The sequence below is a fragment of the Halomonas sp. KX33721 genome, assembly GCF_001596805.1.
Taxonomy (GTDB): Bacteria; Pseudomonadota; Gammaproteobacteria; order Pseudomonadales; family Halomonadaceae; genus Vreelandella; species Vreelandella aquamarina.
This window is the reverse complement of record NZ_LVIA01000009.1, coordinates 128,596-147,788: the sequence shown is the minus strand read 5'-3', so window position 1 is coordinate 147,788 and position 19,193 is coordinate 128,596. Positions and strand designations below refer to the sequence as shown.

The window sequence follows — 19,193 nt, the reverse complement described above, 5'->3', positions numbered from 1 at the left end:
CTTGGCTTACTTATGACTGATCTTTGGTGCGAGAACCCATGATGTCTCCGCAGCTTCCCCAAGAGCAGCCGGGCGGCACGACGCTTTCTCTATCCGAGGAAGCACTGCCGTCTCATGTTGCTATCATTATGGATGGTAACAACCGCTGGGCGCGGGCACGGGGGCTGTCGGGAGTGCGCGGCCACCGCGCCGGTGTTGAATCCGTGCGCGCGGTGATCGAGCGTGCGGTCGAGCGAGGCGTGCAAACGCTGAGCCTGTTCGCCTTCTCCAGTGAGAACTGGAAACGTCCTGCCGCTGAGGTGAATGCGCTGATGGAGCTGTTTTTGATGGCGCTTAAACGCGAAGTCAAAAAACTTAATGAGCGCAATATCCGTCTGTCGATTATTGGCGAACAGCGTGGCTTTTCCCCCGCGATTCAAAAGCATATTCAGCGCGCCGAAGCGCTGACCGCCGAGAACACGGGCATGCATCTGGTGATTGCCGCGAACTACGGCGGCCAGTGGGACATCGCCCGCGCCGCCCGCCAGCTCGCCGAGCAGGTGGCTACCGGAAAGCTGGCGCCCGAGGCCATCGACGAAGCGCGTTTGGATGCGGCCATGAACACCGATCAAGTACCGCCGGTGGATCTGTGCATCCGTACCAGCGGCGAGCAGCGGCTCTCGAACTTTATGTTATGGCAGCTGGCCTATGCCGAGCTGCACTTTTCGCCCTTGTTATGGCCAGATTTTGATGGGGCGGCCTTCGATAAAGCGCTCGATGATTTCTGCTTACGACGTCGCCGTTTTGGCATGACCGACGAACAAATAGAGGCGCAAGGTGCTTAAACAGCGGATGATCACCGCAGCCTGGTTAGCTCCTGTCACGCTAATTGGTCTGTTTGGATTACAGGGAGGTGCCTTTGCGCTGTTTACAGCGCTGATCGTGCTGTTAGGTACCTGGGAATGGACCAACTTGGCGGGGGTTATCGTCTCGCGCACGCGCCTGGCGCTGGTGGCCGGTATGGCGGTGCTCATGGCCCTGCTGTGGCTGAGCGGCGCTGCCTTTGCAGTTTGGCCGTTGTGGCTGGCCGCCGCTGGCTGGTTGCTGAACCTTTACTGGGTGACGCGCTACCCGGAAAGCAGTCAGCAGTGGCAAGCCACTTCACGCCGTCTACTCATGGGCGTTTGGGTACTGCTGCCGTGCTGGGTAGGTTTTAACGTGCTGCGTGATAGCGGGGCGGTGTGGCTTCTGTTTGTGATGCTGCTGGTATGGACGGCAGACATTGGCGCCTACTTTGCTGGTCGCCGCTGGGGTAAGCGCAAATTAGCCCCGCGGGTTAGTCCAGGCAAGTCCTGGGAGGGCGTGTATGGAGGGCTTGCTGCCACGATGCTGCTAGCCCTACTGTTTGCCCTTTGGCAGCCCCTTGGAGTGATGGGGGGCGTGGCGCTGATCGTGATTACCGCAGTGGTGACGCTGACTTCAGTGCTTGGCGACCTGTTTGAAAGTATGTTGAAACGCTACCGTAATATTAAAGACTCCAGCCAGCTGCTGCCGGGTCATGGTGGTGTGCTGGACCGTATCGATAGTCTCACCGCAGCCATCCCCATCTTTGCGCTGTTGTATCTGCAGGTACTATCACTTCAGGTGAGCGCGCTATGAGTCACGTCTCGGTTCAGTCGGTCACTGTGCTCGGTGCCACCGGTTCCATCGGTAAAAGCACCTTGGATGTCATCGCGCGCCATCCGGAGCGTTACCGCGTCTATGCCCTAACGGCGCATACCTCAAAAGAGGCGCTGCTTGACCAGTGTAAAGCGCACTCTCCCCGGTTTGCCGTGTTGGATGACGTCGCAGATGCCCAATGGTTGCAGCAAGCGCTCCGCCAAGCAGGCTCCAACACTGTGGCGCTGGCGGGGGAGGATGCGCTGTGCGAGGTCGCCCAAGCGCCTGAGGTCGACACCGTGATGGCGGCGATTGTCGGGGCGGCAGGCCTGTTGCCGTCGCTGGCAGCAGCCGAAGCCGGTAAGCGCGTGCTATTGGCCAATAAGGAGGCCCTGGTGATGAGCGGGGCGCTGTTTATGGATGCCGTGGCACGCTCCGGGGCGACGCTGTTGCCGATCGATTCTGAACATAATGCCATCTACCAGTGTCTACCCAGCGAGCATCGCGGCGGATTAGCCAAACACGGCGTGCGTCAGCTGCTTCTAACCGCATCGGGCGGGCCGTTTCGCGGCTGGTCGGCTGCCGATATTGCTAACGTAACACCAGAGCAGGCCTGCGCTCATCCTAACTGGTCCATGGGGCGTAAAATCTCCGTAGATAGCGCCACGCTGATGAATAAAGGACTCGAATTAATCGAAGCGTGCTGGCTGTTTGATGCCACACCCGAGCAGATTCAGGTCGTTGTTCACCCGCAAAGCGTTATCCACTCTATGGCAGCCTATAACGACGGCTCTGTGATTGCTCAGTTGGGTAACCCCGATATGCGCACACCGATTGCCTATGGGCTTGCTTGGCCAGAGCGCATTGATGCCGGCGTGGAAACGCTAGATCTGTTCCAAGTTGCGCGGCTCGATTTTGAAGCCCCGGATGAAACACGCTTCCCCTGCCTGCGACTAGCCCGAGAGGCGATGCAGGCAGGTGGGGCCGCTCCGGCGGTGCTTAACGCTGCTAATGAAGTTGCTGTTGAGGCATTTTTAGCGGGGAACATCGCGTTTGGTGCGATTCCGGATGTTGTCGCGAAGGTGATGGCCCTGCCGTATCCCGGTCAGGCGGATTCACTTGAACGCGTGCTTGCTGCGGACCGCTGGGCGCGAGAACAAGCCGCGCACACCATACGCCAGTTAACCGCTTAGCCTCAGCTATTGTTGAGCAGCGTGTCGTGCAAAGGAGCAAAAAGTGGGCCTGATACAGAATATCTTAGCCGTCATCGTGGTGCTGGGGCTGCTGGTGACCTTTCACGAGTTTGGTCACTTTTGGGTTGCACGCCGCTGCGGCGTCAAGGTGTTGCGCTTCTCCGTAGGGTTTGGCAAGCCGCTGTGGTCAACAATTGATCGCCATGGCACCGAGTTTGCGGTGGCGGCCATTCCATTGGGCGGCTACGTCAAAATGCTCGACGAGCGTGAAGCGCCGGTACCGGAAGAGCAGCTAGACCAAGCGTTTAATCGTAAAACCGTTTGGCAACGTATTGCTATTGTGGCCGCGGGCCCCATCGCCAATTTCCTGCTGGCTATTGTGGCCTACTGGGCGCTGTTTGTGGCGGGTACAACCACCGTAGCGCCAATAGTTGGCGATATTACGCCTAACTCCCCAGCCGCAGAGGCGGGGTTGGAGCAGGGGAGTGAAATTACCGCGATTCAGGGCGATGCAATGCGCTCCTGGGAAGAGATTAATTTAAAGCTGGTCTCCATGATTGGCTTCAGCGGTGATTTAACTATTGAGGCAGTGCCGGAAGGCGCTAGCGCCACCCGCAGCTATCAACTGCCGCTTAACAACTACATGGTTCGCCAGGATCCGCCACAGCCGCTGCAGAGCCTTGGCTTCTCGCCCTGGCGACCCGATGTGCCCGCCGTGCTTGGCCAAGTGGTGGATGGGCAAGCCGCCGCTGAAGCCGGGCTTCAAGCAGGGGATCGCATCGTCGCCCTTAACGGTGAGCCCATTAATGACTGGATGCAGTTTGTCGCGGTGATCCGCGATAGCGCAGGCGAGACACTGAGCGTTGGTTATCAGCGTAATGGCGAAGCAGGAACGCTTTCGCTCACGCCAAGACGTAATACGCTGGAGAGTGGTGCCGAGGTTGGGTACATTGGTGCCGGTGCAGCGCCGTTTAGCTGGCCTGAGTCGCTGCAGCGCGAAATTCGCTATGGGCCGATTGAATCGGTTGGACAAGCGCTGTCGCGCACCGGTGAAATGGTGCTGCTGACGGTCGACGCCATTCGCAAAATGTTAGTGGGGTTAATTTCGCCCTCTAACCTATCGGGGCCGATCACGATTGCGCAAATTTCCGGAGACTCTGCGCGTGCTGGGGTAGAAGCCTTCGTTGGTTTTTTAGCGTATCTTTCGATTAGTTTAGGTGTACTGAATTTGCTGCCCATTCCCGTGCTCGACGGCGGTCATTTGCTTTACTATTTTGTCGAGGTCGTACGTGGGCGGCCGGTATCTGAGCAGACACAAGCGATAGGGCTGCGCATCGGACTTGCCATGGTTGGCACCCTGATGCTGATGGCGCTCTATTTTGATTTGATGCGCCTGTGGTAATAACGCGTGTAGCGCGCAGGATGCCTTGTCATCTGCCTGCACAAATGTATATGGTGCCTGTCTTAACCGACGGGCAGACCAACGCGAGCGAATTGACTGCATGAAAATCAAGACCCTTGGAATGGCGGCACTCTTGCTGGTAGGCGCCAGCGGCGCCCAAGCACAATCCTTTGACGTTTCAGACATTCGTGTGGAAGGACTGCAGCGGGTTTCCGCCGCCTCGGTCTTTAATGCGTTCCCCGTCAGCGCTAATGACCGCGTGGACGAGCAGCAGCTAGCCGCTGCCGCCCGCGATCTGTTCGCTACTGGACTGTTTGAAGATGTCTCGCTGGCCCGGGAGGGCGACGTGCTGGTGATCCAAGTGGTCGAGCGGCCAACCATCGCGCGCTTGAACATCGAAGGCAACGACCAGATTTCGGACGAAGACCTGCGCAACGGCCTGCGTGAGTCGGGCCTGTCGGAAGGTCAGGTACTGCAACTCTCTACCCTTGACGAGATTGAGCGCGAGCTTGAGGGCGTGTATCAGGCTCAGGGTCGCTACAGCGCTGGCATTAATGTTGAGGTGGAAGAGATTGATGAGGGCCGGGTCCAGGTCAGCATCGATATCAATGAAGGTGAAGTCGCCAAGATCCGACAGATCAATATCGTCGGTAACCAGGATTTCGACGATGAAACCCTGCGTGAAGTGTTCGAGCTAAACGACCGCCCTGGCCGTATCTTCGGCTGGTTCTCGAAAGATGAGTACTCCCGAGAAGCGCTCTCTGGTGATATCGAACGCCTACGCTCGTTCTATCTTGACCGTGGCTACGTCAACTTTGATGTTACTTCTACGCAAGTCTCTATCGGCCCTGAAAAGTCAGAAATCTTTATCACCCTGAATATTGATGAAGGCAACCAGTATCGCGTGGGCGATATTCGTTTCGCTGGCGACCTTCAAATCAGCGAGAACGAAGCTCGTAATCTGCTGGAAATCAGCAGTGGTGATATTTTCTCTCGCGGAGAGGTGAACGCCTCCACAGAAGCATTGCGCCAGCGTTTAGGCGCCGAGGGCTTTGCCTTTGCCGATGTGCAGGGTGTCCCTGAAATGGCCGATGACGGTGAAACCGTCGATTTGGTCATTGCCGTTAATCCCGGCCAGCGGGCCTATGTTCGCCGCATCGAGTTCTACGGCAATACCACGACACAGGATGAAGTACTGCGTCGGGAAATGATTCAGCTAGAGGGCGCGCCTGCCTCCACCGAGTCTATTACCCAGTCGCGTCAGCGCCTGGAGCGGCTTGGCTTCTTCAGCCAGGTGGAAGTCGACACTCAGCCCGTACCGGGGCAGCCCGACCTGCTGGATGTCACCTACAACGTGGAAGAGCAGCCTTCCGGCTCCATCTCGGCCAGTGTCGGTTTTTCTCAAAGTGCCGGGGTGATTTATGGGGTAAGTCTAGCCCAGAATAACTTCCTGGGTACTGGTAATCGTGTCAACGTTGGTGCCCAGCGCAGTGACATCTTTACCAGTGTCAACTTTGCCTTTACCGACCCTTACTGGACGCTAGATGGTATTTCCCGCGGATATAACCTGTTTTACCGGAAAACCGACTATGCCAACTCGAATATCTCGAATATCTCGACGTTCTCGACCAATGCTTACGGTGCCGGTATCAACTTCGGCTACCCCATCAGCGAGCTGTCTCGCCTGAATTTTGATGCCAGCGTTGAAGATGTGACGGTGAAAACCTACTTTGACACCGCCTCTGAGATTCGCCGCTATGTAGAAGACCAAGGTGAGAATGCCCAAAGTCTCAAGCTAACGGCAAGCTGGACGCGTAATAACCTTAACCGTGGGATTATGCCCACCGCCGGTAACTACCAGCGCGTATCGCTTGAAACCGGCGTGCCAGGCAGCGATGCAGAGTACTACAAGCTTCGGGCCCGTGCTCAGCAGCTATTCCCGATTAACGATGACGAAACCTGGGCGCTGAAGTTTAGCGGTAACTTAGGCTATGCCGACACCCTAGGCAGTAATGACCCTTATCCGTTCTATTTGAACTTCTACGCGGGTGGTTTAGGCTCGGTGCGTGGCTTTACCTATAACACTTTGGGCGAGCGAACCACCCCTGCCCGCGAGGGTGGTCGTGACCGGACGATGGGCGGTAACGTTCTGGTAGAAGGTTCTGCGGAAGTGCTCTTCCCCATGCCGTTTGTGGAAAACCAACGCTCGGTTCAGTCCTCGCTGTTCCTGGATGCGGGTAATACCTTCTTAAGCTCGTGCTACGATGTGCTGGAGGCAGACGCAGGACGTCAGCAGTGCAGCTCTGGCGTTGATCTGGGTGAGCTGCGCTACAGTGTTGGTATTGGCCTCTCCTGGCTAACCCCTGTCGGCCCGCTGACCTTCAGCGTGGCTGAGCCACTGAACGACGAAAGTGGTGACGATACGCAGTTCTTCCAGTTCTCGCTGGGTCAAACGTTCTAATTTAAGGAGTCTCGCTATGATGCGTAAACTGACCGCTGCCGTGTGCCTGTTTGGGGCGATGGCTCTACCTGCCTATGCTGCCGAAGTGGCCGTGTTGGATTGGCGCGCTGCGTTGATGAATACCCAGTCGGCTCAGTCATCACTGAGCCAGCTGGAAGGACAAATCGGTAGCCAGCAACGCGAAGCCGAAGCGTTGGGCGGCGAGCTGCAGCAACTGCAAACCCGCCTACAGCAGGAAGGGGAGACTATGTCCCAGTTCGAACGTGAATCGCTGATTGCCGAGCTGCAGCAGAAAGGCGGCCGCTTTGAGCAGCTGCGCCGTGAAGTGCTGCAGGCCCAGCAGGCTTCCGAGCAGCAGTTCCTGCAGGGGGCAGAAGCTAAGCTGGAACAGGCGGTAGAGCAGGTGTTAGAACGTCATAATATCGACGTGTTGGTTGAGCCTCAGGGCGTGCTGCACTCCTCGACGGACCTGCCCAACGTGACGAACGAAGTCACTCAGATTTTTGATTCGCTGAACTAATTTAATGATTACTGGTGCGGCTTAGCCGCACCACTGCTTCCTTGGGCTCTCATGACGCACGCTTCTCATCACCTCACCCTTGCGGATATCGCACGTCACCTGGACATTGATTTCGAGGGCGACGCCGACCAGCCAATTCGTGGTTTGGCAACGCTCAAGGAAGCAGCGCCAGACCAAGTCGCATTTTTAGCCAACCGTGCGTACTTAAAAGATCTCGCTACCACCAAAGCGGCAGCGGTACTGCTGCACCCGGAGTACGGCAAGAACTGCCCTGTGCCGCGCCTAGAGATGGATAACCCCTACTTGGGCTACGCCAAGCTCTCCCAGCTATTTGATCCGCTGCCAGCGCGGGATGTGTCGGGTATTCATCCCTCTGCAGTAGTCGCAGAGGGCGTGACGCTTGGGGCCGAGGTTTGCGTCCAAGCCAATGCGGTGATTGAGTCAGGCGTTGTCCTGGGCGACCGTGTAGTGGTTGGCGCGGGTAGCGTGATTGGTGCTGACTGTGTCATCGGTGACGACACGCGGCTGCATGCCAATGTCACCGTTTGCCACGGTGTGGTCGTGGGCAAGCGAGTGATTTTGCACAGTGGCTGTGTGATTGGTGGTGATGGCTTTGGGTTTGCCCATGATGGTGCGGGTTGGCACAAAATTGCTCAGCTTGGCGGCGTGGTGCTAGGTGATGATGTTGAAGTGGGCAGCTGCTCCAGTATTGACCGAGGCGCGTTAGGTGACACCGTCATTGGCAACGATGTCAAAATCGACAGCCAAGTGCAGATTGCCCACAACGTTACCATTGGGGACCACAGTGCGTTAGCAGGCTGTGTAGGGATTGCAGGCTCCACCAAAGTGGGCAAGCACTGCATGTTGGGCGGTGGTGTGGGCCTATCTGGTCATCTCACCATTTGTGATGGCGTTCAGGTCACCGGCATGAGCCTAGTGACCAACTCAATTCATGAGCCGGGGGTTTATTCTTCGGGGACCGGGGCCATGAGCAACACCCAATGGCGTAAAAATGCGGTGCGCTTCAAGCAGCTCGACGATATTGCCAAGCGCTTGGCGCGGGTGGAAAAAAGCCAGCGAGAATCGTGAAGAAAGAAGGGTTTCCTGAGGGAGTAGCTTGAGGCTTAATAGCAGCAGGTTATAATCCACTGCCTTTTACCAGTAGGATTACTGGTGCGCGCCTGATACTGCTCAGGCCTTTTGTCATTTTAGAGGTCGTTACGATGGTTATGGATATCAACGAAATTCGCGAATACTTGCCCCACCGCTATCCGTTCTTGCTGGTGGATCGAGTCACGCAGTTAACCGTGGGCGAAACCATCGTTGCGTATAAAAACGTTAGCATCAACGAGCCGTTTTTCAATGGCCATTTTCCTCATCATCCCATCATGCCCGGCGTACTGGTCGTTGAAGCGCTAGCACAGGTATGCGGTATCCTAGGGTTCAAAACGGTCAATAAGCTGCCGGCCGACGGCTATGTCTATTACCTCGTAGGCAGCGACAATGTCCGCTTCAAGCGTCCTGTCATGCCGGGTGATCAACTGACGCTGGAGGCGAACGTGATTCGCGGCAAGCGCGGTATCTGGAAGTTTGCCTGCCGTGCCACGGTTGACGGCGAGCTGGCCTGCGAAGCGGAAATCATTTGTGCCGAGAGGAAGGTGGCTTGATACATCCTACTGCATTGGTCGACCCAGCGGCACAGCTTGCTGATGACGTTGAGGTTGGCCCGTTCAGCGTGATTGGGCCTGACGTCACGATTGGCGCAGGCTCTGTCATTGGCCCCCATGTGGTGGTGAAAGGCCCCACGGTGCTAGGCGAGCGCACGCGTATTTTTCAGTTTGCCTCGGTGGGCGAAGATTGCCAGGACAAAAAGTACGCGGGCGAGCCAACGCGGCTGGTGATGGGTGACGATAACGTCATTCGTGAAGGGGTGACCCTCCATCGCGGCACTGTTCAGGATCGCAGCGAAACCACCATCGGTTCACGTAATCTGTTTATGGCCTACGTGCATGTAGGGCATGACTGTGTGATTGGCAATGACTGCATTTTAGCGAACCAAGTCACGCTGGCAGGCCATGTCACCCTAGGTGATCACGCTATTTTGGGCGGCCTGGCGGCAGTGCATCAGTTCTGTCACTTTGGCGATCACGCCATGGCGGGCGGCGGTTCGATTATCACTAAAGACACTCCTGCCTATGTGATGATTAACGGCAACCCGGCGGAAGCGCGCGGACTGAACCTCGTGGGGTTGAAGCGCCGAGGGTTTAGCCGCGAAGCGATTGCTGCACTCAGCACGGCCTACAAGCTGGTTTATCGTCAAGGCTTAACCGTCGAGCAGGCAGTGAGCGAAATGCGTAACCGCTTTGATTTGCCTGAAGTGGCCCTGTTCGCTGACTCCATCGAGCGTTCAACACGCGGTATCGTTCGCTAATACTCATCTAACCGGCTCTCCCGTCACTATGACACTGCAGCGCGTATACCTTGTGGCAGGCGAACTCTCCGGCGATATCCTTGGTGCTGGGCTGATGCAGGCGCTGCGCGCCCGGCATCCCCAGGTGGAGTTTCGCGGTATGGGTGGCCCCCGCATGGAAGCCCAGGGGCTGGTTAGCCGCTTCCCTCTGGAAACCCTCTCGGTAATGGGACTGGTCGAGGTGCTTAAGCACCTGCCCGAACTCATCCGCGTACGCCGCACCCTGCGTGAAGAGGCGCTGGCTTGGCAGCCGGACGTCATGATCGGTATCGATGCCCCGGACTTCAACATTGGGCTGGAGAAGCAGCTGCGTGCCGCTGGCGTCACGACGGTCCACTACGTGAGCCCCTCGGTATGGGCGTGGCGGCAGGGGCGGGTGAAGAAGATCGCCAACGCCGTGGATGCCATGCTCACGCTGCTGCCCTTCGAGGCGGATTTCTATCATCGCCACCACGTTCCCGTGGCCTTCGTAGGCCATCCGTTGGCCGACGAACTGCCGCTGGAAAATGATCGCGAGGCGGCCCGCCGTGCGCTGGGCTTGGACCCGGGCGCACCGGTATTAGCGCTGCTGCCCGGCTCTCGGCGGAACGAAGTTCGTTTCATGGGGGCCACCTTCTTGGAGGCGGTGACGCTGCTATGCCAGCGCCATACGGAGTTGCAGGTGGTGATCCCAGCGGCCACCGCCCAGCGCTATACCGAGCTTGGCGCGCTGCTGGCAGGCTACCCCACGTTGGCCCAGCGGGTCACGCTGCTGGAGGGCCAAGCCCGCGAGGCGATGGTCGCCAGCGATGCGGTACTGCTGACCTCCGGTACGGCAGCGCTAGAGGCCATGCTCTGCCATCGCGCCATGCTGGTGGCGTACAAAATGGCGCCCGCGACCCATTGGCTCGCCAAACGGCTGGTGAAAACCCAGTGGATCTCACTACCCAATTTGATTGCCCAGGAGAGCGTGGTGCCTGAGCTGATTCAGCACGCGGCCACGCCGGAGGCGATTGCCGAGCAAATAGGCCAGCTACTTAGCGATGCCGAGATGCGTCACGGCCTGGAGGCGCGCTTTGCCGCAATGCATGCAACGCTGCAGCGTAATGCCAGCGAGCGTGCCGCGCAGGCCATTACCGCCCTGGTAGCAGGCGAGCTGCTGGAGGCTAAACCTGATGGCGGTTAAACCAGCGGACTTTCCACCGCTAGTCGTGGAGTATACCGGTGACTTCTTGGCCGGGGTCGATGAGGTTGGGCGTGGGCCGCTGGTGGGTAGTGTGGTGGCTGCCGCTGTGATTCTTGACCTCAAGGCCCCCATCGACGGTTTAACCGACTCCAAGAAGCTCACCGCTCGCAGGCGTGAGTCGCTGGATGTGCTGATTCGCGAGCGTGCGCTGGCCTTTGCAGTAGCGGAAGCGAGCGCAGAGGAGGTCGACTCGCTCAATATCTATCACGCGACGCATCTGGCCATGCGTCGTGCAGTGGACGCGTTAGCTCCCCAGGCGGAGTATCTGCTGGTGGATGGTAACCGGCTGCCGGGGCACGCGCTGCCGGGTCAGGCCGTAGTGAAGGGCGATGCCCGCCATCCGGCCATTGCCGCTGCGTCTATTTTGGCCAAAGTAGCGCGGGATGCGCAAATGGCCGAGCTGGATCTGCGCTATCCTGAATACGGGTTTGCGCGGCACAAGGGCTACCCCACCAAAGAGCACCTGGCAGCGCTGGAAGCCCACGGGCCGCTGGCAGAGCACCGCAAAAGCTTCGCGCCGGTACAGCGCCAGTTAGCGCTGCTGTAGCCGTTCTATTTATTTTATTTAGCGTTTTATGCTGAGAGTCCCATGACGGTTCCGTTCGTTCATCTTCGTTTGCACAGTGAATACTCTCTGGTCGATGGCTTGGTCAAACTCAAGTCACTGGTCAGCACGACCGCTGAGCGCGGGATGCCGGCGCTGGCGCTCACCGACGAAGCCAACCTGTTTGGTTTGGTCAAATTCTACAAAGCCGCCCAGGGCGCCGGGTTGAAGCCGATCATCGGCAGCGATCTCTGGCTGGCGAACCCCCACGACGAAGCCCACCCGTACCGCATTACGCTGCTGGCGATGAACGATGTGGGTTACCGCAATCTCACCGAGCTGATCTCCAAAGGCTGGACCGATGGGCAGCGCCAGGGGCGGGCGATTCTTGATAAGCAGTGGGTATTGGCGCAGAGCGAAGGTCTGATTGCCCTGTCGGGCGGGCGCGAAGGCGAGATTGGCCGCCACTTGCTCTCCGAGCACGAGCGGGAAGCGCGCCAGCTGCTGGAAGAGTGGCAGCAGGCGTTTCCCGACCGCTTCTACCTGGAGCTCATCCGCACCGGCCGCCCTCTGGAAGAGGCCTGCGTACACGCTAGCGTTCAGTTGGCGATCGAGACCGGCACGCCGGTTGTCGCCACCAACGATGTGCGCTTTCTGGAACGGGAAGACTTCTGGGCCCACGAAACCCGCGTCGCCATTGGTGAGGGTAAAGCCCTGGACGACCCGCGCCGCGAACGCCGCTATACCGAAGAGCAGTACCTCAAAAGCCCCGACGAGATGGCGGCGCTGTTTGCCGATATCCCCGAGGCGCTGGAAAACAGCGTGATGATCGCCGAGCGCTGCAGCGTCGATGTGCGCCTGGGAGAGATATTCCTGCCGGAGTTCGGCATCCCCGAGGGCATGACCCAGGATGAATTCTTCCGCAAGGTCTCCCACGATGGCCTAACGGAGAGGCTCGATTTTCTGTTTCCCGCCGAGCAGTATCCGCGCGATAGCGAGGCGTTCCGCGAGATTGATCAGCGCTACCGCGACCGGCTGGAGTTTGAGCTCAACGTCATCATTCAGATGGGCTTCCCCGGCTACTTCCTGATCGTGATGGACTTTATCCAGTGGGCCAAGGACAACAACGTACCGGTGGGGCCGGGGCGTGGCTCCGGTGCCGGTTCACTAGTGGCCTACGCGCAGAAGATCACCGACCTCGACCCCATCGGCTACGATCTGCTGTTCGAGCGCTTTCTTAACCCTGAGCGTGTCTCGATGCCCGACTTTGACGTCGATTTCTGCATGGAGAAGCGTGACAAGGTCATCGAGTACGTAGCCGACCGCTATGGCCGCAACGCGGTTTCTCAGATCGTCACCTTCGGCACCATGGCCGCCAAAGCGGTGGTGCGAGACGTGGCCCGTGCCCAGGGCAAACCCTATTCGCTGGGCGACAAGCTCTCCAAACTCATTCCTTTTGAAGTGGGCATGACGCTAGCCAAGGCGATTGAGCAAGAACCCGCGCTCAAAGAGTTTATTGGCAACGACGAAGAGGCCGAAGAGATTTGGGAAATGGCCCTGAAGCTCGAAGGCACCACCCGGGGCACCGGTAAACACGCAGGCGGCGTGGTCATTGCCCCCACCAAGCTCACCGATTTTTCGCCACTGCTGTGCGACGAAGATGGCTCGGGCTTGGTGGTGCAGTTCGATAAAAACGACATCGAGGACGCCGGGCTGGTGAAGTTCGACTTCCTGGGCCTGCGGACGCTGACCATCATCGACTGGGCGCTGGAGATGGTGGATAAGGTGCGCGACGCCGCCGGCCAGGGCCCGCTCAATATCGACGCCATCCCCCTGGACGACGGCAAAACCTTCGAGATGCTCAAGCGGGCAGAAACCACGGCGGTGTTCCAGCTCGAATCCCGCGGCATGAAGGAGCTAATCAAGCGCCTGCTGCCCGACTCCCTGGACGATATGATCGCCTTGGTAGCACTGTTCCGCCCCGGTCCATTGCAGTCGGGCATGGTGGATGACTTCATCAACCGCAAACATGGCCGGGCGGAAGTCTCTTATCCACACCCGGATTATCAGCACGACCTGTTGAAACCGGTGTTGACGCCTACCTACGGCATCATTCTCTACCAAGAGCAGGTCATGCAGATCGCCCAGGTGATGGCGGGGTACACCCTAGGGCAGGCCGACATGCTGCGCCGTGCCATGGGTAAGAAAAAGCCCGAAGAGATGGCCAAGCAGCGCTCCGGTTTCATGGAAGGCTGTGCCGCCAACGGCATCGACAAAGACTTAGCGGGCAACATCTTCGACCTGGTGGAGAAGTTTGCCGGTTACGGTTTCAACAAGTCGCACTCAGCGGCCTACGCGCTGGTTTCTTACCAAACCGCTTGGTTGAAAGCCCACTATCCAGGCCCGTTCATGGCGGCGGTGATGTCCACCGAGATGGACAACCTGGACAAGGTGGTGCCGCTGATCGAAGAGTGTCGTCACTTGAAGCTGACGGTGACGCCACCGGATGTCAACGTCGGTGGCTACAAGTTCACCGTGGATACCGAAGGGCGGGTGGTGTACGGCTTGGGCGCGATACGTGGCGTCGGGGAAGGCCCGATTGGCGCGATTGTGGAAGCGCGAAACGCGGGCGGGCCGTTCAACGATCTGTTCGACTTCTGCCGCCGCATCGATCCGAAACGGATGAACAAACGTACCCTGGAAGCGCTGATACGCTCTGGCGCGTTGGATAACCTGGGGCCCAATCGGGCGGTGCTGTTCGCGGCGATGGAAGATGCGCTGAAGGCCGCTGCACAAAATCACGCCAACCAGAACCTGGGCATGATGGACATGTTTGGTGATGCCTTCGTCGCCGAAGAAGAGGCCAGCGATGTTTACGCCGAGTATCGTCATGTGCGCGAATGGACGGACCGTGAGCGACTCTCTGGTGAAAAGGACACCCTGGGGCTCTATCTGACCGGGCACCCCATCGACGAGTACGAACGCGAACTCAAGCGCTTCGTGTCGACGCGTATCAGCGATTTGAAACCCTCTCGGGAACCGCAGCGGGTAGCGGGTTTGGTGGTCGCCATGCGCACCATGAAGTCCAAACGTGGCGATACCATGGCATTCATCACCTTGGACGACCGCACCGGACGTATCGAAGCGTCGCTGTTTGGCGAACTTTTCGAGCAGCTACGCGGCCAAATTGAGTCAGACCAAGTCATTATCGTGGAGGGCGAAGTCTCCAGCGACGACTTTTCCGGTGGCCTACGGCTGCGCGGCAAAGATGTGACGCCGATGGTCACGGCCCGCGTGCGCTACGGCCAAGCCGTTGAGCTGGCATTGGACGCTGGGCAGATTAACGGCCGGCTGGTCGAAAGCTTGCGGGATAGCTTGACACCCTACCGGGATAACACCGGCCTACCCGTGCGACTTCAATATCGCCACCCCGATGCTGTCGCTTGGCTGGAACTGGCGGAGGAGTGGAAAGTCGCGCCTAGCGATGATCTGCTGCTTGCGCTGCGCGATGTGCAAGGGCAGGTAGGCGTCCAGTTACGCTACCGTTAATCACCTAGCGTACGAGCGCCCCAGGGCGCTCGTACGGAATTGAGCGGGCATTGCCTTGCGTGGCAGGGTCAGGGTGCGATAATGGCGCCCAATATGCTCGTTTCGACAAGGCTTATTTTTTTATAGGCAGCTTACAGGCAGAGCCGATGAATCCTAACTATCTCGATTTTGAACAGCCCGTTGCCGAACTCCAGGCAAAAATTGAGGAGCTGCGTTTGGTGAGCTCCGACAGCCAGGTGAACCTCTCAGATGAGATTTCACGGCTGGAGGAGAAGAGCCGCAAGTTAACGGAATCAATCTTCAAAGATTTGACCCCTTGGCAGGTTTCCCAGCTATCGCGGCACCCCCAGCGCCCCTATACGCTGGATTATTTAGAACATATTTTTACCGATTTCGATGAGCTGCACGGTGACCGAAAATTTGCGGATGACGCTGCCCTCGTCGGCGGCATTGCCCGCTTAAACGATGCGCCGGTGATGGTCATTGGCCATCAAAAAGGCCGTGATGTTAAAGAGAAGGTGCGCCGTAACTTTGGTATGCCGCGCCCGGAAGGCTACCGCAAAGCGTGCCGCTTAATGGAAATGGCTGAGCGCTTTAAAATGCCCATTCTGACGTTTATCGATACTCCCGGCGCGTATCCCGGTATCGACGCGGAAGAGCGTGGTCAGTCGGAAGCGATTGCCTATAACCTGGCGGTGATGTCGCGCCTGAAGACGCCGATTATTTCCACCGTGGTGGGCGAAGGCGGCTCCGGCGGAGCCTGGCGATTGGCGTGTGCGATGAGCTGCACATGCTGCAGTACTCTACCTACTCGGTCATCTCCCCAGAAGGCTGCGCCTCCATTCTGTGGAAGAGCGCCGAAAAAGCCCCCGATGCGGCCCAGGCCATGGGAATCACCGCCGAGCGCTTAAAAGAGCTGGGATTTGTAGATTCGCTGATCAAAGAGCCGTTGGGCGGCGCCCATCGTCACCCGATAGACACCGCAGCGCGGGTTAAAGACGCGCTCTCTGCCAGCCTTGAGCGCCTGCAAGCGCTGGATATTGATGCCCTGCTTGAGCGCCGCTATGAGCGCCTGATGAGCTATGGCGCCCCAGCCGCCTAAACGGCTTTTACGCTTGCTTCACGACGCCCTGGCGGAAACCCCGCCGGGGCGTTGCGTTTGGGTCGCGCTCTCCGGTGGCTTGGACTCGTCGCTGCTGCTGATGCTAGCCGCGGAGGCCTGCCAAGACAGCGGCCAAGTGCTACGCGCCCTACATGTTAATCACGGCCTACAGGCGGCGGCGGCCGACTTTGAAACCCACTGCCAACAGCTGTGTCAGCGCCTTGGCGTGCCGCTAACGGTTGAGCGTGTGGCGATTGAATCGCGAGGCGAAGGGGTAGAGGGCGCTGCTAGGCGCGCTCGCTACGCGGCCTTTGCGCAGCATGTGAAGCCGGGTGACGCGCTATGGCTTGGTCAGCATCAGGATGATCAAGCGGAAACCCTCTTACTGGCAGCGCTGCGGGGGAGCGGTATTCGTGGGTTGGCGGGCATGCCATATCAACGGGAGTGGCAAGGCATTACGCTTGTGCGCCCTTGGCTCAGCATCAGCCGCCAAACTCTGGCCGATACGGCCCACGCTATGGCGCTGACTTGGTGTGAAGACCCCACCAATCGCGATATTGAATTTGATCGCAACCGTTTGCGCCACGAAGTGCTGCCAATGCTGACTCAGCGCTGGCCTGGTGCGGTACGTTCGTTGGCCAAGAGCGCTGGCTTGGCCGGTGAGGCCGACACGCTCCTTGCCAGCTACGCCGCCGAGGAGTTGGCCGTGCTTACGTTGGGAACGGGCTGTCTCGATGCGTCAGCATTGGCCGCATTGCCGTTACCCCGTCAGCGGCTGCTCGTTCGTACGCTGTGTCAGCAGCTAAGGCTGCCCACGCCTCCACAGGCGCGTCTGGCCAGCCTGCTCGGCCAGCTTACCGCCGCCCAGGATGCCCAGGTGCTAGTAGAGTGGCCCGGAGCCCAGGCCCGGGTGTGGCGGCGCAGGCTTTATCTTATGACGCCGTTGGCTGCGTTGCCGGATTGGCAAGCGCCTTGGAACGGAGAGCCAGGGGTGAGTACTCCTCTTGGGCCGCTACAGCTTCGTCTGGAATGCGACGCCTACTTAGCAGAATCGTTCATGCTGCGCTGGCGGCAGGGCGGGGAAGTGCTCGTATTGCCTGGGCGTGGCCGACGCGACCTCAAACGCTTGCTGCAAGAACGGGCGCTTCCGCCCTGGGAGCGGGAGCGGCTGATTGTTGTGATGGCCGGAGAGCGCTGTCTGGGCGTGCTCCAACCACCTGCCTACGTTCTGTGGCAGGCGGAAGGGGCGACGTTTCATCGCGAGGGTTAGGAGGGCGTATGCAGGTTGAACGAAAACCCGGCGTTGGCCATGAACGTCTGTTCCTGCTCTAAATCGGTGCTGAGCAGCGTGGGTTCATCGCTGGGGGGCAGCGTAATGGTGAGCGCGTCGCCATTGCTGTCAGCAGCAATTTGGGGCGGTATGGGTGCGCCTTCAGGCCGCGAATGATTAATCAGCACGGCGAGGCGTAGCAAGCGGGCAAGCTTAGCCGCGCTTGGCTGCTGTGAGGCAGGCAGCGCTTGCCACTCCTTAAGCGGGAATTTACGCCGGTGAGCACGCACTAAAAACGCCAACAAGCGCTGCTCGGGGCGAGAAAACCCGGCTAGGTCCGAATGCTCTAATAGATACGCGCCGTGGCGGTGGAACTGGCTATGGGAGATGGCTAGCCCAATTTCATGCACATGGCTTGCCCAGCTCAAATAGTGGCCCTGTTCGGCGGTTAAGCCCCACGGCTGCTTCGCTACGGCAAACAAGTGCTTGGCGGTTTCCGCCACATTTTCTGCTTGCCGGGTATCTACGTCATACACTCGCTTGAGCATGTCGAGGGTTTTGGAGCGGGTATCTTCGGCGCTGTTACGCCCCGCCATGTCATAGAGCACGCCTTCACGCAGTGCGCCGTCGGCAAAGCGCATTTGGTGAAGGTCGAAGGCTTCAAAAATGGCGCTCAAAATGGCAATGCCCGCCGGAAATACCCGAGCCCTATCGGGTTTGAGGCCGTCCAGCTCGACCTTTTCCAGATGTTTGCATTTCAACAGGCGCTCGCGCAGTTTTTTCAAGCCGCTGCGGGTAATCACCCCCTCTTGGGGCGTGTCGCCGTAAGCGTGCAGCACGCTGGCAGCGGCCTTAATCGTGCCGCTGGAGCCTACCGGATCATCCCATCCTAAGCGCTGGTAAGGGCGCTGGATGTTGGCCAGCTCTGAAAGCGCTGCCAGCTCGGCGCGGCGCATGCGCTTTTCGGTAAGTTCGCCATCGGCAAAAAAGCGTCCGGTAAACGTGACACAGCCCATGCGCAGGCTTTCCAGCGCTTTGGGCTCAAAGGCTTCACCGATAATAAACTCGGTAGAGCCGCCGCCAATATCGACAATCAAGCGGCGGCCGCTTTCGGCCAGGGCGTGGGCGGCACCCAAATAAATTAGGCGGGCTTCTTCGCGCCCGGCAATAATCTCGATGGCGTGGCCAAGCTGGGCTTCCGCGCGCTCGATAAACGTTTGGCTGTTGTAGGCATCGCGTAGGGCGTTAGTGCCCACAACGCGGAGGTTGGGACCTTCAATATCGGTTAAAAACGGCGCAAAACGGCCCAAGCAGTCGAGCGCGCGCTGCATGGCGGCTTCACTGAGGTAACCGTTCTCGTCAAGTCCTGCCGCCAGTTGGACCTTTTCACCTAGTCGTGCCACTACTTGTAAACGTTCATTTTGGTAGTTAGCAACCAGTAGGTGAAAGCTATTGGAGCCAAGGTCAATGGCGGCTAGGCGCTGCGGTTCACCGCTCTCAAATTCGGCATTGGGTGCGGCGATGGGGAGCGAAATGTCCTTGGGCATGAGCTATCCTTCAAATTGGCTATGCCAAGGTTGCGGTGACCTCTGACTATTGTCAATTGCCAAAGGCTTGCGTTTGTCGCGGGCCTTGACTACCATCGAGCTACTGGCTTGATCCGAGTTGGCTTGTTCGTCTAACAAGCGCACTGACTCGGGCACCCCGAGCAGTACGTATCCAGATGGCATCAGCCAGATGTCCAAGTCGTCAGATAACCCGCTGAAACAGCATTTTTCTGTGCCAATCAGATTAACTAGTTTGTTTGCACCCTCACGCC

The 19,193-nt window shown here is 58.6% G+C and carries 14 protein-coding genes and 1 pseudogene; 14 read left to right on the top strand and 1 reads right to left on the bottom strand.

Annotated features, from left to right (window positions below; all coding sequences use genetic code 11):
- Nucleotides 1-38: 38 nt before the first annotated feature.
- From uppS to tilS, 14 genes and pseudogenes are all read left to right on the top strand, one after another.
- Nucleotides 39-824 (top strand): polyprenyl diphosphate synthase, encoded by a 786-nt coding sequence (gene uppS / locus A3220_RS03900; RefSeq protein WP_044629719.1) that lies wholly within the window; start codon nucleotides 39-41, stop codon nucleotides 822-824.
- Complete coding sequence (locus tag A3220_RS03895) at nucleotides 817-1,638, top strand: phosphatidate cytidylyltransferase (RefSeq protein WP_044629718.1); 822 nt, start codon at nucleotides 817-819, stop codon at nucleotides 1,636-1,638. Before uppS ends, A3220_RS03895 begins: the two co-directional genes overlap by 8 nt.
- On the top strand, nucleotides 1,635-2,831 hold the full coding sequence (gene ispC / locus A3220_RS03890; protein WP_044629717.1) for a 1-deoxy-D-xylulose-5-phosphate reductoisomerase: 1,197 nt from the start codon (nucleotides 1,635-1,637) through the stop codon (nucleotides 2,829-2,831). Before A3220_RS03895 ends, ispC begins: the two co-directional genes overlap by 4 nt.
- A 43-nt stretch (nucleotides 2,832-2,874) precedes the next feature.
- Entirely contained in the window at nucleotides 2,875-4,233 is a 1,359-nt protein-coding gene (gene rseP / locus A3220_RS03885) for an RIP metalloprotease RseP (RefSeq protein ID WP_062373300.1), read from the top strand.
- Nucleotides 4,234-4,354: 121 nt separating this feature from the next.
- Nucleotides 4,355-6,694, top strand: a complete 2,340-nt coding sequence (gene bamA / locus A3220_RS03880) for an outer membrane protein assembly factor BamA (protein WP_062373297.1) — start codon at nucleotides 4,355-4,357, stop codon at nucleotides 6,692-6,694.
- 19 nt (nucleotides 6,695-6,713) lie between these two features.
- Nucleotides 6,714-7,214, top strand: a complete 501-nt coding sequence (locus tag A3220_RS03875; RefSeq protein WP_062373310.1) for an OmpH family outer membrane protein — start codon at nucleotides 6,714-6,716, stop codon at nucleotides 7,212-7,214.
- A 51-nt stretch (nucleotides 7,215-7,265) separates the two neighbouring features.
- Nucleotides 7,266-8,303, top strand: coding sequence for a UDP-3-O-(3-hydroxymyristoyl)glucosamine N-acyltransferase (lpxD, locus tag A3220_RS03870; protein WP_062373295.1), 1,038 nt, complete (start codon nucleotides 7,266-7,268; stop codon nucleotides 8,301-8,303).
- Nucleotides 8,304-8,437: 134 nt separating this feature from the next.
- A complete protein-coding gene (gene fabZ / locus A3220_RS03865; RefSeq protein ID WP_044629712.1) occupies nucleotides 8,438-8,881 on the top strand; it encodes a 3-hydroxyacyl-ACP dehydratase FabZ in 444 nt (147 codons plus the stop codon).
- Nucleotides 8,878-9,645: an acyl-ACP--UDP-N-acetylglucosamine O-acyltransferase gene (lpxA, locus tag A3220_RS03860; RefSeq protein WP_058579686.1), complete on the top strand. Its 768-nt coding sequence runs from the start codon at nucleotides 8,878-8,880 to the stop codon at nucleotides 9,643-9,645. The genes fabZ and lpxA overlap by 4 nt, the downstream gene beginning before the upstream one ends.
- A 28-nt stretch (nucleotides 9,646-9,673) precedes the next feature.
- The gene (gene lpxB, locus A3220_RS03855; RefSeq protein ID WP_062373292.1) at nucleotides 9,674-10,849 is read left to right on the top strand and encodes a lipid-A-disaccharide synthase; all 1,176 of its coding nucleotides are present in this window, start codon (nucleotides 9,674-9,676) and stop codon (nucleotides 10,847-10,849) included.
- Nucleotides 10,839-11,456, top strand: coding sequence for a ribonuclease HII (rnhB, locus tag A3220_RS03850; protein WP_062373289.1), 618 nt, complete (start codon nucleotides 10,839-10,841; stop codon nucleotides 11,454-11,456). The genes lpxB and rnhB overlap by 11 nt, the downstream gene beginning before the upstream one ends.
- Nucleotides 11,457-11,498: 42 nt before the next feature.
- Nucleotides 11,499-15,002 carry a DNA polymerase III subunit alpha gene (gene dnaE / locus A3220_RS03845; protein WP_062373286.1) on the top strand — a complete coding sequence of 1,168 codons (3,504 nt, stop codon included), beginning with the start codon at nucleotides 11,499-11,501 and terminating at the stop codon, nucleotides 15,000-15,002.
- Nucleotides 15,003-15,148: 146 nt separating this feature from the next.
- A pseudogene (gene accA, locus A3220_RS03840) lies at nucleotides 15,149-16,104 on the top strand (acetyl-CoA carboxylase carboxyl transferase subunit alpha).
- A complete protein-coding gene (tilS, locus tag A3220_RS03835; RefSeq protein WP_062373284.1) occupies nucleotides 16,085-17,374 on the top strand; it encodes a tRNA lysidine(34) synthetase TilS in 1,290 nt (429 codons plus the stop codon). Before accA ends, tilS begins: the two are co-directional and overlap by 20 nt.
- On the opposite strand, the gene ppx is transcribed toward tilS, so the two are convergent.
- On the bottom strand, nucleotides 17,371-18,921 hold the full coding sequence (ppx, locus tag A3220_RS03830; protein WP_062373281.1) for an exopolyphosphatase: 1,551 nt from the start codon (nucleotides 18,919-18,921) through the stop codon (nucleotides 17,371-17,373). The genes tilS and ppx overlap by 4 nt on opposite strands.
- Nucleotides 18,922-19,193 lie beyond the last annotated feature (272 nt).